Here is a 14813-nt window from a genome sequence, read left to right on the forward strand (position 1 = left end):
CCCCCAGCAGTGACAGTTCACCAAAAGAGATCCAGATCAACGTGGTGAACCGGCCATGGCGAAGGGCGTGAGAAAAAGGCAAGACGCTACATCTGGTGTCTACTGTAGCGAACTGGAGACCCCCCTTCGCTAAAACCAAACTGTTCATGCAAAAGCTTTTTTAGCCTACACTCCGCCCAAGCACCTATCAGGAATGTATATAGCATGAGGAGTGAATTAAGCGTCCGATGAGAATCGCTTTGGGCAATCTCTTGCTTAGCTAAGCGCGCAACACTATCTAGAGCCTTTTCAATCTCACGCAGATTCTCTACGTGATACTTGTAAATCTTTGAAGGACTTCTCGAGGGGCGAATCAAGAGTTGTAGTAGTTCAAATTCTGGGAGGAGGAATCGAACCTCCTCTAGACTCCGCTTTCGCGGTGTGTTTCCTTACACCATCCAGCACGCAAGATGGCGCAGCCACCATGCTCGACAAGCATATCACCGGTGGCGATGGCATGCGCCTAACTTGTCATTGGATGGTTCCGGGAACCACCCGCCACTGTCTCCCCCATTCCGTGAACCACTTGCTAACCAGCCTCGGTGATGCCACGAACCCCTGATGAGGTCTGAGTTTTGCACACCGGTATCAAAACGGGAGCAGTGGTTCTCTGACCAGTGAACCAACTGTTCACAGCGATGCAGTCCGTTGACCTAATCATCAACTCACTCCTCCAGCAGGGCCTGCTCGATGCGCCGATCGGGGATGATCCAGATCAAGGCCACCAGCACATACACCGCTTGCGCCAGCCATGGTGCTGCGAAGGCAGCGAGCACGGCAAGGGCATAGAGCAGCAGGGAGTTCTTCCCTTCGTTGCTGATGATCGCCTGCTGCAGGATCCAGTAGGCCACGGCGGCCAGCAGCAGGTTGAGGCCGTAGACCGCCGTTGGCAGGGCGGCGTAGTGGTTTTCGCCGATCCAGCGGGTCGCGAAGGGAACCAGCGCCAACCAGAAGAGCAGATGCAGATTGGCCCAGAACACCCCCATCACTGAAAGCTTCGAGGCGGCCGCGACCCATGGTTGAACTCCGGCTATATCAGTACAACGATGAACAGGTGCTCGTATTGGTGAGCTTCATCAGCGACCACAGCGCGCCATATTGAGCCTGGGAGAGCGACAGCTCGGTTTGCATGCGCTTGCCCATCGGTGAACCCGGTGCGGCTGTGGCCCCCAGTTCGGTGTTGATCACCGCCAGGCCTTGGCACATCTTCTCGATATCGGGGTTGAGATCGCTGCTGGACCGAGCCGGGAGGACAGGCAGAACCAAGGACAGCAGGCTGATCACCAGGCCCGCCCATGGAGCCTCTAAACCCGCATGGCGCCGGCTGCAAATACTCATGGGGCTGGCTTGGCCAGGGGCAGCAGGCACTTGTCGGAATCGCAACCGGCAGGACCAGCTTCCACCAGTTCACCCTGGTCGTAACGCTGCAGCGCCTCGAAGAAATCAGCCGTGCGGCGGCGGGCAACCACCTCCTGCTGCAGGCGGGTGTAGGTGGCCTGGTCGATCGGCTCGAACGGCAGCCGCGGGAAGGTGGCATTGGCATCGAAGCGGGCCAGCAGCGCCGCCGAGATGTAACCCTCACCGCCATCGATCGCCTGGTGGATCGCTTCGGCCAGCCCTTCGATCTCGTTCTCGCGGAATTCCACCGTGGCGGAGGTGTTGTGGGCCGTGTAGTGCTTCTGCACCTGCATGTAGAAGTCGAACTGGGCCAGGGCCGAGAAATTGTTGATCTCCACCGCATCGGCGCCGGGGATGTTCGCCCAGCTCACCTCGGTGGGAATCTCCACCAGCCATTCGCCGCAGCGGGGATCGAAGGGATCATCCAGCAGCCGTCCGTTCTCGTCCTTGTCAGATTGGCTCGGCACGATCGTGTAGCCGTAGTCCATGCAGGCCAGGGCCACCGGATCGTTCTTGCGGAAGGTGATGCGGCGGATGAAGCGCTGCGCCTTGGGCGGGTGCCAGCCGGGGCTCGCGCCCGTGAGCAGGCTCTTGGTGCCGGCCGGTTGCACGGTGGTGCAACGGTTGGGGCGGCGCAGGCCATGGCGGTCGCAGTAGTCCCACACCGCCTCGTTCACGATCTGCTTCCAGCGGCCCAGATACTCCGCTTCCTGGGCCTTGAACGCCAGGCCTGCCTCGGTTTCAGGGCGGCCCTGCTCCCACCAGCGCAGCCAGGGCGTGCCGAAGGCATGCACGAAGAAGTCGAACAGGCCGGTGAAGCTCACCCCCACGATCGGATCCCAGGCGCGGCTCTGGCGGTAGCGCTCCACTTCGAAGTCGTGGTTGAGCAGGCAGGCCACCGCCAGGCCACCGGCCTTGAAGGCATCGGCCTGGGCCTGGTGGTCGGCGGGATCGATCCGGTTCAGGTGGATCTCGGCCAGGTTGCAGTGGAAGTCAGCGCCGAGGATCTCGCCGCAGGGATTCAGCCCGTAGCGCCCGAGCCGGTGCTCCAGCTCGGCGGCCGTGATCTCGGGGTGGTGCAGTTGCAGCCAGCGGCCGGCTTCCTCGCGGCCCTGATCCACATAGATGTCGATGAACTCACTGCGCAGCTCAGGGGTGGGCAGCAGATCGGCATTGGAGCGGGCGATGGCTTCGGGTGCGAACTGGATCGCCCCTTCCCCGCTCTGGAACTGCTTGACCACCGCCTCCAGCACCACCTCCTTGCTGGGGCGGCTGTGGAACACCCGCGTGTGGTTGGCCATCCGCAGAGCATCACGCTCGGGGTCGATGCTCCAGTTGCCGCCGGCGTCCTGCTGCCAGAGGTTTTCCTTGGCGCCGGCGGCGGAGAGGTCCTCGGCAGCGAACTGGCGCATGCCGGCGCTGCGGCGGATGTTGCCGGCCACGATCGTGACGGCGGCCTCATCGATCAGCAGGCAGCACTCCACCGAGGTGAGCCGGCGGCCGATGGCCTTGTTGAGGATCTGGGCCACGCGGCCGTAGAGGTCGCCCAGCTTCACGGGATTGGCCATGCCGCCGAAACCCTTGAGCGTTTCGCCCACCGGCCGCACGTCGGAGAGGTCCACGCTCACGCTGATCGGCGTGGCGGCGTCAAAGCGCTCATCACTGCAGAGCTCCAGCAGCAGCTGGTAGCTGTCAACCCAGCCGCGGCGGGTGTCACCCACCTTGATCGCCACCCGCTGCCCCTCCACCGTGTGGCTGGTGGCCTCCTGACGCGCTCCGGCCGGGGTGAGGCCGATCGGCGTCACACTCTCCATCACCAGCCGGTTGCGCACCAGCGGCAGGCGCTCGATCAGGTGCGGCTCGATGATGGCGCCGGTACCGCAGCCCATCATCGCCAGGTCCATCATCAGACCGAAGGCTTCCCAGTCGATCAGGTTGGTGGAGGTGCAGTTGTAGGCACCGGAGAAGTTGTGGCGCTGCTCGATCCAGGGGGTGCCGCCGATCCAGAGCCAGCGCCCCGAGGGCAGGGCCTGCTGGTGCTTCTGCATGCGCCGGATCAGCTCCACCTCCGCCGCATCGAGATGGCCCAGCTGGCGCAGACCCTCCAGATTGCGCTCGGACACCTGGTGCCAGCTTTCGCGACCGCCCTCGGTGCGGCGGGAATAGGTGCGATAAAAAACGGGGTTCGCCGCCGGGGCGGTGGCCGGGAAATCGGGCTCCAGCAGGCCGTTGGCACCGATCTGGCCGCCCTGCAGGCGCACGGCCTCAGCCCCTGGGCCCGCGGTCCCAGCGGGATCGATCAGATCGGGGCGCGCTGGGGTGAGGCCCACGGCGGAGGGGGTGGTCAGGTTCGAGAACCATAACGCCACCCGTAGGGGGTGCAAGCGCTGGCGGCCACCAGTGGCAGTGCCTTACCGAGCGGCTGGGTTCGGCTCCACCATCGGGTGGCCGAGCGCGGCCGCCAGGGCCTGGGCAATGCGCGATGCGGCGGACTGACACGGGCCGACACCATCGTTCCCGGGCACGGTCGGCTGGCCCTCCGCGCAGGTCTGCCCCGAGGCGATGTCGGTGTTCACCATCACCACCAGGGTGATGCCCTTCGGCTTGTAGTGCTGCACCTCAGTGTTGAAGCCCGGCAGCTCCCCCTCATGGCCGTACCAGTCGAGGGCGCGGGCGAGGCCCATGCCATAGGCCCTTGCCGGGGTCTGGGGCGCCCGTGCATCAGGCCCGAGGTAGATCGGGATGGTGAAGTCGAACGAGGCGAGGCGCTTGGCCTGGGTCGCGCCCGAGAGGATCCCCTTGCCGGTGCCGAGCGCTTCACCCCACACCAGAAGGTCGTTGAGGTTGGAGATCATCGCCCCGGCCGTCCACCCCCACGACGGGTTCCAGTCCGTGGCATCAACCGGTTGTCTGCCCTTGACGCCCTGCAGCGTGTAGCCCTGGGCGTGCGGCGCCGCAAAGGTCGCGTCGGTGGGCATCAGCGTGTGGTCGAGCCCCAGCGGCTTGAGGATCTGCTCAGCCAGCACCGTCTCGATGGGCTTGGCCGTGACTTGCTCGATCACCATCCCCAGCAGCACGAGGTTGGTGTTCGAGTAGAAGACCATCTCTCCCGGTGGGAACAACGGCGCGTCCTGTTTCACAAGGTCGACGAGCTGCTGGGGCGTCCACGGAGTATCGGGATCGGCGAAAAGCGCGTCCTGGAAGCTCTGGTTGAAGGTGTAGCTGGGGATGCCGCTGCGCATCTCGGCCAGCTGGGCCAGAGTCGCCCTGCCGTTGGGCATTCCCGGCACGTAGGTCTCGATGGGGTCGTCGAGCGAGAGCGCGCCCCGCTCGGCCAGTTGGAGCAGCGCCGTCACCGTGAAGGTCTTGGTGACGCTGCCGATGCGCTGGTTGACGTCCGCGGCCATAGGCACGGTCCTGGCCCAGTCCTCGTAGCCAAGCGTCGCCACCCAGGTGCCCTCGGCGGTCTTCACGGCCATCACGGCGCCGGGTGCACTGGTTTCTGCGAAGGCGGCACTGGCGGACTGGTTGAGCGCCTTGGTGGTTGCGGCGCTGAGCCCGCTCTCCACAAGCGTGATCCTGTCACTTGCCGGCGCCGTGGTCTCTGCTGCCGGTCGGTCGGCGCCATAGACCACCGAACTCATCACCAGGGCGGTGGTGAGAGCCAGGGCCGAGAAGCGTTTGATAATGAATGCCCCAGGTTCCCTCAAGCTAGATCGGCTTCGCAGGCCGCTCGCCACAACCAGGGGTGGCAGGCTGGGGGGATGACAGCCCAAGCCTCAGCCCCGGCCGCCCAGGCCGCCGATCCCGAGCAGCAGGCCCTGGCTGACGCCGTGGCCCGGCGCCGCAATTTCGCGATCATTTCCCACCCCGACGCCGGCAAGACCACCCTCACCGAAAAACTGCTGCTCTACGGCGGTGCCATCCAGCAGGCCGGGGCGGTGAAGGCCAAGGGCGAACAGCGCAAGGTCACCTCCGACTGGATGGAACTGGAGAAGCAGCGCGGCATCTCGATCACCTCCACCGTCCTCCAGTTCGACTACGACGGCAGCACGATCAACCTGCTCGACACCCCCGGCCACCAGGACTTCTCGGAAGACACCTACCGCACACTGGCCGCCGCTGATAACGCGGTGATGCTCGAAGACGCCGCCAAGGGCCTTGAGCCCCAGACCCGCAAACTGTTCGAGGTCTGCCGCATGCGGCGGATTCCGATCTTCACCTTCATCAACAAGATGGACCGGCCGGGGCGGGAGCCCCTGGAGCTGATCGATGAGATCGAGAGCGAGCTGGGCCTCACCTGCTGGCCGGTGAACTGGCCGATCGGCAGCGGCGACCGCTTCCGTGGGGTGATCGACCGCCGCAGCCGCGATGTGATCCTGTTCACGCGGGCCGAACGGGGCCGTCAGGCCGCCGAGCAGCGTCTGGCCGCCGGCAGCCCCGAACTGGCCGACCTGGTGGAGCCGGAACTCCTGGCTCAGGCCCTTGAGGAACTGGAGTTGCTCGATGGCGCCGGTGCCGATCTCGACCTTGAGCTGGTCCATGCCGGTGAACTCAGCCCGGTGTTCTTCGGCTCGGCGATGACCAACTTCGGCGTGCACCCCTTCCTCGATGCCTTCCTGGAGCTGGCCCAGCGGCCCGTGGCCAGGACCAGCCATGGGGGCCCCGTCGATCCGCTGCGACCTGAGTTCAGCGGCTTCGTGTTCAAGCTGCAGGCCAACATGGACCCGCGTCACCGCGACCGCATCGCCTTCGTGCGGGTCTGCTCGGGCCGCTTCGAGAAGGACATGAGCGTGCGCCATGCCCGCAGCGGCCGCACCATCCGCCTCTCCCGTCCCCAGAAGCTGTTCGGCCAGGACCGCGAGGTGGTCGATACCGCCTACCCCGGCGATGTGATCGGCCTGAACAACCCCGGCATGTTCGCCATCGGCGACACCCTCTATGTGGGCCCGAAGGTGGAATACGAGGGCATCCCCTGCTTCAGCCCGGAAATCTTCGCCTGGTTGCGCAACCCCAACCCCTCGGCCTTCAAGAGCTTCCGCAAGGGGGTCAATGAGCTGCGCGAGGAGGGTGCCGTGCAGATCCTCTACGACACCGACGCCAGCAAGCGTGATCCGATCCTGGCGGCGGTGGGCCAGCTGCAGATGGAGGTGGTGCAGTACCGGCTGGAGAACGAATACGGGGTGGACACACGCCTGGAGCCCCTCGGCTTCAGCGTGGCGCGCTGGGTGGTGGGCGGCTGGCCGGCGCTGGAGAGTGTCGGCCGCATCTTCAACTGCAAGACCGTGCGCGACGCCTGGGACCGGCCGGTGCTGCTGTTCAAGAACGAGTGGAACCTCAACCAGCTCAAGGAGGATCACCCCGAGCTCGAGCTCAGCGCCGTGGCGCCGGTGGTGAGCGGCGTCGAACCGATCGCGATCTGAGCCACAGCCCGCCGCCGGCCTCGCCAGAATCAATTGCAACGAAAGGTCAAGGTAACGGCCATGCCTCAGCCGATCTGGCTGGTTCGCCCCCGCAGGGATGGAGGTTCTGATTACGTCCGCTTTCTGCCCAGCCAGGAAGCCGTGGAAATCCGCGAAGGCAGCCACCTGCCCCCCCAGTTGCCCCTGCTCAAGAGCCGCCACTGGCTGGCGATCGACGAAGCGGAGGCCCGGCGTCTGGAGCTGCAGCAGGACGCGGGCTACCACTGCAGCGAGCCCCTGTTCTGAGCCGCAGCAGCAGGGCCGGCAGGTCTCAATCGACCCCTGCGCACAGCCACACGCCCCGCGCCTCGATACGCTCGGGCCACGACCCAGCCCCACGCACCGGAGGCCATGACCAACGGTTCTGAACCCGCCCCCAGCGGCAGCCCCTACGAACGGCTTGGCGTCACCCCCGACGCCAGCTTCGATGAGGTGCAGATGGCCCGCCAGCGTCAGCTGGAGGCGGTCGCAGGCGACCCCCAGGCTCGCGCCAAGGTGGAGGCCGCCTACGACGCGGTGCTGATGGAGCGGCTGCGGGAGCGGCAGCAGGGCAAGGTGAGCAGCGCTGCGGTCACCGCCTCCAAGCGCGAGGAGATCAAGCCGGCGCCGGCGAGGGTTCCTTCGCGGCCTTCCCTGCCCCAGCTGCCCTCCCTGCCCCAGCTCAGTGGCGGCAACAAGCTGCAGGCCCCCAGCTTCTCCATGCCCAGCATTGCCCTGGCGGACGGGCGCGAGCGCTGGTTTCCCCTGGTGGCCGATGGCCTGCTGCTGCTTCTGGTGCTGATCACCCCGCCCGGCTCAGCTGAGGTGCTTCTGGCCTTGGCCACCGGCGTCACGGTGGTCAACCTCAGGCGCCGAAACGGCCGCTTCCTGGCCGCCGTGGGCTGGAGCTTCGCCCTGCTCAGCGTGGGCCTGCTGCTGGGAGGTCTGCTCACCCTGGGGCTCGATCCGGCCCTGCCCCTCGGTCTGCCCCTGGCCCTGAATCAGGTGCAGAGCCTGCCGGCCCTGATCCTGTTGCTGCTCGGCGCCCTGCTGATCGCCTAGGCCAGCGATAGCTCGGCGATCAGCTCCCGCAGTTCCCTTTCCTCCACGCCATACACCTCGTTGCAGAAGTGGCAGGTGAGCTCGGCGCGGCCGTCTTCCTGCAGGATCGAGGCGAGCTCCTGCTCACCCAGCAGCCGCAGGGCATTGACGCTGCGGCGGCGGGTGCAGGGGCAGTGAAAGGTCACATCCTGACGGGCCTCGGCGTCCTCCAGCAGCTGGGGATCGAGGTCGGGGAAGATGTCTTCCAGCAGCAGTTTGAGGTCGTCCTTGCAGGCGGCCAGGCGAGCACTGAAGCCAGTGATCTCCCGGCAACGCTCCTCCAGCAGCGCCACCAGCGCCGGCTCCCGCGCCGCCTTGGGCAGCACCTGCACCAGCACTCCACCGGAGCAGCGCACGCCGCTGCTGTCGATCTGCTCGCCCACGAACACCGCCGAGGGGGTCTGCTCGGAATGGAGCAGGTAGGAGGCCACGTCGTCGCCGATGCCGCCGCTCACCAACTCCACCGTGCTGCTGAACGGCTCCCCCTTGCCCAGGTCACGCACCACATGCAGGTAGCCGGTGCCGGTGGCCTTGCGGAAGTCGAACTGATGCAGGCCCTCGGCGTCCTCGATCAGATCGAGCTCCAGGCCGGGGTTGCCCACATAGCCGCGCACACTGCCGTCGCGGCCCGCATCCACCATCAGCCCGCGCAGCGGGCCATCCGACTGGATGCGCAGGTTCACCCGCCCGTGGGCCACCTTCATCGAACTGGCCAGCAGCAACCCCGCCGTCATCGCCCGCCCCAGCAGCGCCGTGGTGAGATACGACAGGCCATGGCGCCGCCGGGCGTAGCGGCTGGTGACGGTCGTGAGCGCCGCCACCAGGCGGATTCCCCCATCGGCCGCCGTGGCCCGTACCAACTGATCGGGCATCGCTGCGCCCTCCGCCAACTCAGGGCATCGTACGGAGCGCCGGCAGGGCCTGAAGGCCCCCGTCGCTCAGGCGCCAGGCCTGCCTCACCACGCTCTGGAACACCTCCGGCTCATGGGTGACCAACAGCAGAGCCCGCTGGCGGCCGAGCTGGGCGATCAGCTGCAGCACCTCGTGGCGCACCGACCAGTCCAGCCCTGCGGTGGGCTCATCCAGCAGCAGCACCTTCGGGTCACGCAGCAGCTGCACCGCCAGGGCCAGGCGCCGCTGCTGGCCGCCGCTGAGCCGCTCCGGCGCCTGCTGCAGCGACACCCCCTGCAGACCCACCTGGCCCAGCACCGCCTCCAGCCGCTCGCTCCCCAGCCGGCGCTGCCCCAGCTTCAGCTCCTGGCCCACGCTCAGGCCGAGGAAATGGCGTTCGGGAAACTGGAACACCAGGCCGCTCAGCCAGCGGCGCTGACGGCCCGTCACCGGCTGGCCCTGCCAGAGAATCGTGCCGCCGCTGGGTTCCGCCAGCCCACTGATCAGCTCCAGCAGGGTGCTCTTGCCGCTGCCGCTGCGGCCCGCCACCAGCACCGGCTCGCCCACGGGCAGTGTCAGGCTGAGATCGCGCAGCACCGGCTCGGGGGTGGTGGCCGGGTGGTAGCGGATCGATCGGAGCTCCAGCATGGCGGACCACGGACCGCACCAGCTTGCAGCAGCCGCCACCGTGTTTGATGGGGTCACCAGTCGATGCTGGAAGGAGCAACGCCCATGGACATTCGCTTCCGCGAGGTGGATCCGTTCAACTGCTGGATCTGGTTGCGCTTCCCCAATCCCCCCGGTCAGGGGGAGAAGGGATACATCGACACGGTGTTCGACAGCTGGTTCTTCCTGGGCAAGCTGGGCGGGTTCAACGCCGAATGCCTGCAGGTGCACGAGGAGGGGATCGACCTCAGCGCCATGCACTACGACATTGAGGCCGCCGAGGCGACTCTCCCCGCGCTGATGCACAGCATGGGTGAACCGGAATACCGCGACGCCTGGTGCCGCTGCTGGGTCGACCTGGGCACCAGCGATGGGGTGGCTCTCGATGTGCTCATCAACGCCCTGCGTCAGCTCGACAACGACGTGGTGGAGATCGAGGAGATCGTGATCGGCGGCGTCAATGACGACTGGCCGGTGGAGGAGGTGCCCGAGGCCCTCTTCCCCCACGGCGCCAACTGAGGCCAGTGGTGCGTGAGCTGCGCCGCCTGCTGATCGCCCCCGAGCGGCTGGCGGCCGGCACCACCCTGGCCCTGGCCCCCGAGGAAAGCCGCTACCTCAGCCGCGTGCTGCGCTACGGCCCCGGAGAGCGCTTCGCCGTGGTCGACGGCTGGGGCCAGCTCTGGAGTGCGGTGCTGCTCGATGGCCCCCAGGCCCGCCTCGAGCAGCCTCTTGGCCAGCCCCTGCAGCGCCAGGCGGCCGCCAGCCCCTGGCTGGAGCTGGCCGTGGCCATCCCCCGCCTCGACTTCGACGTGGTGGTGCGCATGGCCTGCGAGCTGGGGGTGGACCGCCTCCAGCCCCTGGTGGCCGAGCACGGGGCGAGACGCGGCAGCTGGAAGGCGTCCCGCTGGCAGGCGATCCTGCGCGAGGCCTGCGAGCAGTGCGAACGCCTCTGGCTGCCGCAGCTGCTGGAGCCTCTGGAGGCGATCACTTACCTGGGCGAAACACGGGCTGCTCTGGCCCTGCTGGCCAGCACCCGGGAGGCGGAGCTGCCGTTGCTCGGTACTGCCCTGGCGCAGGCCCCAGCCGATCCACTGGCCGGGGCCATGGATGGGGTGGCGCTGGCGATCGGGGCCGAGGGAGGCTGGAGCCCAGCGGAAGGCGCGGCCGCGCAGGCAGCCGGCTGGCAGGCCGTGAGCCTCGGCCCCCACATCCTGCGCACCTCCACAGCGGCCGTGGCGGGATTGGCCTCGCTGGTGCAGTGGCGGGAGGAAGCCAGAGGGAAACCACTGGACGGCAGCCTCGATCCCTGAAGGTGGCGCTCAGCTCAGCGGCCGAGCATGCCGCTGGCCATCTCCTTGAACAGGCCCAGATTGGCGCCGGCGCGGCGGCGGGCCCGGGGCAGCGCGCCGGATGGGATCAGGCACTCGGGGGAGAAGGTGACGACGCTGGGGGCCGGGCGGTTCTCCTGCTCACGGCGCAGCTCGGCAGCGATCGCCTCGGCGGTGGTGAGCGCCGGGGCCGCTGCAGCGGAGGCGGAGGACGAGGAGGCGGCGGCAGGAGCGTCAGCACCCGCAGGGGCAGTTACGGCCGCAACCGGTTCAGCCTTGGCTCGCTTTGCTGGCTTGGCGGCCACGGGTGCCACCACCGCCGGCTTGGTGTCCGCGTCCTTGTCGAGGTTGAGAAAGAACCCCTTGGGCTTGAAGATCATGACGCCGGCCAGCCAGGACGTTTGGGCTGATTATCCGCCGCCGCGGCTCCGCCACCGCCAGCCCTTAGGGGAGTGCAACAGAGGCCTGCCGCGGCGCCAGCGCCGGCAGCGCCATGGGTGCCGGGGAAACTGGTGGTCATCGTCCGTGTGCCGTGCTGCCCGCCTTGCCCTCCGCCCCGCCGCCTGCGACCCAGTGGCTGCTGGCCTTCGTGATCAATGCCGTACTGATCGCCCTGGCCCAGCGGCTGCCGCTGCTCACCAGGGCCGGCTGGGTGCACGCCGGAATCCTCGGCACCCTGCTCTGGGGCTCTCTGGGCTGGCGCGGCTGGCTGGCAGTGGTGCTCTACCTGGCCATGGGCTCGACCGTGACCCGGCTCGGGATCCGGCGTAAGCAGCAGCAGGGGCTGGCAGAAGGCCGTGGCGGCCGGCGCGGGCCCGAGAACGTCTGGGGCTCGGCGGCCACCGGTGCCGTCCTGGCCCTGCTCACCACCGTGCCTGGCGCGCCGGCTCCGCTGTTGATGTTGGGCTTCGCCGCCAGCTTCGCCGCCAAGCTGGCCGACACCTGCGGCAGCGAGATCGGCAAACGCTGGGGCCGCACCACCGTGCTGATCACCACCCTGCGGCCGGTGCCCCCGGGCAGCGAAGGGGCCATCAGCCTGGAGGGGACCATCGCCAGCCTCGGCGGCAGCGCCGTGATGGCCGCGGCTCTGCTGGTCCTTGGCCTGCTGCCCACCGCCGCCGCGGCCCTGCTGGTGGCGGCAGTGGGGCTGGTGGCCACACTGATCGAGAGCCTGATCGGCGCCACCCTGCAGGGGCGTCTGGCCTGGCTCAGCAATGAACTGGTGAACGGTCTGCAGACCTTGATCGCCGCCCTGCTGGCGATGGGGCTGGCCCCGCTGCTGGGGCTCTGAGCGCAGGGGCCACCACGGGCGAACGCACCGGCCAGACCGGCGGGGCCTGGCGCGCCAGCACCAACTGCTGGATTTCTTCGCGCAACAGCAGCACCAGCGCATCGAAGCGCCGTTGGCTGGCCCGGGCCGGCAGCCCCTGATCCACCCCAAGCCGCCGCCAGGACGCACCATGGAGAACCCGCTCCAGCATCAGCTGGCGCAGGCTGGGATCGAGCCGCTCCAGCCGGCGCTTCAGCCAGCGCTGGTTCTCGCCTTCGCAGCAGAGGGAATCCCCCTCGTGATCGGCGCGGCAGGGATCAGGCAGCTCCCGGGCCGGCAGGCGCTCCAGCAGCGTGTCGCCCCGCTCCTCCCCATCGCTGGCGGGGGCATCGAGGCTGCGCAGCCGCAGGGCCTGATGCAGCTCCAGCGCCTCGCGCCAGCGTTGCGGCGAGCAGCCCAGGGCCGCAGCCAGCTCCTCCTCCCCCAGCGCAGGCAGCTGGCGATGCTGACGCTGCTGCAGCAGGGCCTGGCCACGCCGGTGCAGCTCGCGCAGCTGACGGGAGCAGCGCAGAGGCTGCTCGTGGTCACGCAGGTGGTGCTGCATCTCCCCGCGGATGTAAAGCACAGCGAAGCTGCTCAGGGCGGTGTGGCGCGACGGATCAAAGGCCTCGATCGCGCGGATCAGCCCGAGGCAGCCCAGCTGCACTAGATCGTCGAGCGGCACCCTGGTGCTGCCGCTCTGACGCACGGCCACCTGGTGCACCAGGGGCAGATTCAGCTCCAACAGCCGGTTGCGCAGGCGGTGGACACCGCTGCTGTGAAAGCGCTGCAGCAGCTCGGCATTGCGGCTGTGGAGGTCCTGGTCCTGGTGGGGCTGGGGTCGTGGATCGGGCATGGTGGGGACAGCGGTGGGTCCGTGTTTCCACCCTCTGCCGCCTGGCCCCGGCGGCGCTTCACCCCATCCGGGGAACCCACCTCCCCCAGATGGGTGATTGATCCGGTGGATGGATGAAGAGGCCGGCGAGCTCAGTGGGCCGGCGTGCGCTCCAATCGCGTCTCCAGTCCCGCCCAGGCCAGCAGGGCCGGCCACTGGCGCATGTGCTCGTAGACCCGGCCATGGCCATCGGCATTGAGATGCAGGCCGTCTGCACTGAGCAGCCGGCTCCAGTGGGGATCCTCTAGCAGAGGCTCCAGCAGGGGCAGGAAGGGCACATCGGCCTCCAGGCAGGCCTCCTCCAGCAGGCGCTCGTACTGGTGCACGGTGGCCAGCTGATACCAGAGGCAACCGGCGAAGGGCATCACCGCCTCGTCCACCGGCGTCAGCCCGATCACCAGCACCGGCGCCAGGCGCACCGCCTCCCGCAACAGCTGCTGCAACCCGAACAGAAAAGCCTCCGGCGCCAGCTGGTGGCGGCCGTCGGGCCGCCCGACCCGGGCGGTGTCGTTGAGGCCCACGCCGATCACGATCCCCTGGGGTGCCTGACGGCGCAGCTCACCCCGGGAGCTCACCTCCGCATGCAGCCGCGCCGCCAGCCGCTCCAGGCCATCACCACGCACCCCGAGGTTGTAGAGCACGGGTCCATCGGGCAGCCCCATCCAGTGGCGCCGCAGCCGCTCGCACCAGCCGCCGCCGTCAGGATCACCCCAGCCGTACACACCGCTGTCCCCCAGGACGATCAGCTTGCGCGGCGTCGCGGTCACGGCCATGGGCTCGGGCGTCAGGCCGCCAGCAGGCGCCGGCGGAGGCGGTCGCTGAGATCTTCCCCCATCAGGGTCAGCACCACATAGACCGCCACCAGGGAGATCAGCTGATCGATGGCGAAGGAACTGAGAGCCTCCAACAGCAGGCTGCCCAGCCCGGCCGCACCCACCAGGCCCACCACCACCGTCTCGCGCAGGATCACATCGGCGCGGTAGGCGCCATAAGCCAGGTAGGAGCGGGCCAGGGCACTGAAGCGGCCATAGAGCAGGGCCAGCCGCGGCCCGGCGCCGGCGGCGGCCAGGGCCTCCTCCGCCTGCAGCGGCGCCGACTCCTCCGCCTCCAGCAGCAGCCGCCCGAGGATGCCCAGGTTGTGGAAGGCCAGAGCCAGGGCGGCCGTGAGCACCCCCGGTTGCAGCACGAACAGCAGCAGCAGGGCCGTGAGCGGCGGCGGCCAGAGGCGCCCCAGGGCCCAGACGGCCTGCATCAGCACCCGGCCCCAGGGCCAGGGGGCCATCAGCAGCAGCAGCAACGGTGCACTGCCCACCGCCAGGGCGGCCGCCAGCAGGGTGAGCCCGAGGGTGGAGCCGATCAGCGAGGGCCAGGGCAAGGCCACCACCGCCGGCCAGTCGGCCGTCCAGGGGGGCAGGGGCTGGAGCTGCCCCAGCTGCAGCGGGTTGACCCCCAGGGCCACGGCCACCAGCACCAGCAGCGGCAGCAGCAGCAACAGGCCCAGGGCCACCTCCCGGCCACCACGCCCTACGGAGCGGCGCGTCAGACCGAAGCGGGCCGGCATCGCCCAGCGCTGACGCAACACCCGAAGCATGGCCTCCAGAGCCAGCATCACCAGCAGCAGCATCCACAGCCCGCTCCAGAGTTCACGGAACTGCAACGACTGGAGCGTGAGGCGCAGGTCGGTGCTCAGCCGGCCAAGACCGAACACCCCCAGCAGGGTGGCGCTGCGCAGGGCGCACTCCAGC

15 protein-coding genes and 1 pseudogene are annotated in these 14813 nt (G+C 68.3%); 6 read left to right on the forward strand and 10 right to left on the reverse strand.

Annotation, left to right across the window (positions count from 1 at the left end; genetic code table 11):
- Positions 1-704: 704 nt before the first annotated feature.
- The 4 genes from KBY78_RS09660 to KBY78_RS09675 all read right to left on the reverse strand — a co-directional run bounded on the left by KBY78_RS09660 (position 705) and on the right by KBY78_RS09675 (position 5081).
- On the reverse strand, positions 705-1025 hold the full coding sequence (locus tag KBY78_RS09660) for a TMEM175 family protein (RefSeq protein WP_255143414.1): 321 nt from the start codon (positions 1023-1025) through the stop codon (positions 705-707).
- 49 nt (positions 1026-1074) lie between these two features.
- Entirely contained in the window at positions 1075-1323 is a 249-nt protein-coding gene (locus tag KBY78_RS09665; RefSeq protein ID WP_255143415.1) for a hypothetical protein, read from the reverse strand.
- A 50-nt stretch (positions 1324-1373) separates the two neighbouring features.
- Positions 1374-3698, reverse strand: coding sequence for a ribonucleoside-triphosphate reductase, adenosylcobalamin-dependent (gene nrdJ / locus KBY78_RS09670; RefSeq protein ID WP_255143423.1), 2325 nt, complete (start codon positions 3696-3698; stop codon positions 1374-1376).
- 150 nt (positions 3699-3848) lie between these two features.
- Positions 3849-5081 carry a serine hydrolase gene (locus tag KBY78_RS09675; RefSeq protein WP_255143417.1) on the reverse strand — a complete coding sequence of 411 codons (1233 nt, stop codon included), beginning with the start codon at positions 5079-5081 and terminating at the stop codon, positions 3849-3851.
- Positions 5082-5201: 120 nt separating this feature from the next.
- Between KBY78_RS09675 and KBY78_RS09680 the strand changes: the two genes are divergently transcribed.
- The 3 genes from KBY78_RS09680 (at position 5202) to KBY78_RS09690 (ending at position 7940) form a co-directional block, all read left to right on the forward strand.
- Positions 5202-6860, forward strand: a complete 1659-nt coding sequence (locus KBY78_RS09680) for a peptide chain release factor 3 (protein ID WP_255143418.1) — start codon at positions 5202-5204, stop codon at positions 6858-6860.
- Positions 6861-6920: 60 nt separating this feature from the next.
- Positions 6921-7145, forward strand: a complete 225-nt coding sequence (locus tag KBY78_RS09685; protein ID WP_006170395.1) for a hypothetical protein — start codon at positions 6921-6923, stop codon at positions 7143-7145.
- Between the two features lie 105 nt (positions 7146-7250).
- Complete coding sequence (locus tag KBY78_RS09690) at positions 7251-7940, forward strand: CPP1-like family protein (protein WP_006170394.1); 690 nt, start codon at positions 7251-7253, stop codon at positions 7938-7940.
- On the opposite strand, the gene hslO is transcribed toward KBY78_RS09690, so the two are convergent.
- Both hslO and KBY78_RS09700 read right to left on the reverse strand, forming a co-directional pair.
- A complete protein-coding gene (hslO, locus tag KBY78_RS09695; RefSeq protein ID WP_006170393.1) occupies positions 7937-8851 on the reverse strand; it encodes an Hsp33 family molecular chaperone HslO in 915 nt (304 codons plus the stop codon). The genes KBY78_RS09690 and hslO overlap by 4 nt on opposite strands.
- A gap of 19 nt (positions 8852-8870) precedes the next feature.
- Entirely contained in the window at positions 8871-9518 is a 648-nt protein-coding gene (locus tag KBY78_RS09700; protein WP_255143419.1) for an ABC transporter ATP-binding protein, read from the reverse strand.
- Positions 9519-9602: 84 nt separating this feature from the next.
- Between KBY78_RS09700 and KBY78_RS09705 the strand changes: the two genes are divergently transcribed.
- Both KBY78_RS09705 and KBY78_RS09710 read left to right on the forward strand, forming a co-directional pair.
- A complete protein-coding gene (locus tag KBY78_RS09705) occupies positions 9603-10055 on the forward strand; it encodes a DUF3531 family protein (RefSeq protein WP_006170391.1) in 453 nt (150 codons plus the stop codon).
- Positions 10056-10063: 8 nt separating this feature from the next.
- Complete coding sequence (locus tag KBY78_RS09710) at positions 10064-10846, forward strand: 16S rRNA (uracil(1498)-N(3))-methyltransferase (RefSeq protein WP_037980124.1); 783 nt, start codon at positions 10064-10066, stop codon at positions 10844-10846.
- 14 nt (positions 10847-10860) lie between these two features.
- On the opposite strand, the gene KBY78_RS09715 is transcribed toward KBY78_RS09710, so the two are convergent.
- The gene (locus tag KBY78_RS09715; protein ID WP_255143420.1) at positions 10861-11244 is read right to left on the reverse strand and encodes a hypothetical protein; all 384 of its coding nucleotides are present in this window, start codon (positions 11242-11244) and stop codon (positions 10861-10863) included.
- A 113-nt stretch (positions 11245-11357) separates the two neighbouring features.
- Here KBY78_RS09715 and KBY78_RS09720 point away from each other — a divergent pair, with 113 nt between their 5' ends.
- A complete protein-coding gene (locus tag KBY78_RS09720; protein ID WP_399215652.1) occupies positions 11358-12155 on the forward strand; it encodes a DUF92 domain-containing protein in 798 nt (265 codons plus the stop codon).
- On the opposite strand, the gene KBY78_RS09725 is transcribed toward KBY78_RS09720, so the two are convergent.
- The 3 genes and pseudogenes from KBY78_RS09725 to KBY78_RS09735 form a co-directional block, all read right to left on the reverse strand.
- On the reverse strand, positions 12073-13029 hold the full coding sequence (locus KBY78_RS09725; protein ID WP_255143422.1) for a sigma-70 family RNA polymerase sigma factor: 957 nt from the start codon (positions 13027-13029) through the stop codon (positions 12073-12075). The genes KBY78_RS09720 and KBY78_RS09725 overlap by 83 nt on opposite strands.
- 131 nt (positions 13030-13160) lie before the next feature.
- A complete protein-coding gene (locus tag KBY78_RS09730; protein WP_006170385.1) occupies positions 13161-13841 on the reverse strand; it encodes a GDSL-type esterase/lipase family protein in 681 nt (226 codons plus the stop codon).
- A gap of 11 nt (positions 13842-13852) precedes the next feature.
- Positions 13853-14813 (reverse strand): annotated as a pseudogene (locus KBY78_RS09735) (phosphonate ABC transporter); the annotation flags it as partial.

The organism is Synechococcus sp. EJ6-Ellesmere, from assembly GCF_024345875.1.
Classification (GTDB): domain Bacteria; phylum Cyanobacteriota; class Cyanobacteriia; order PCC-6307; family Cyanobiaceae; genus Regnicoccus_A; species Regnicoccus_A antarcticus.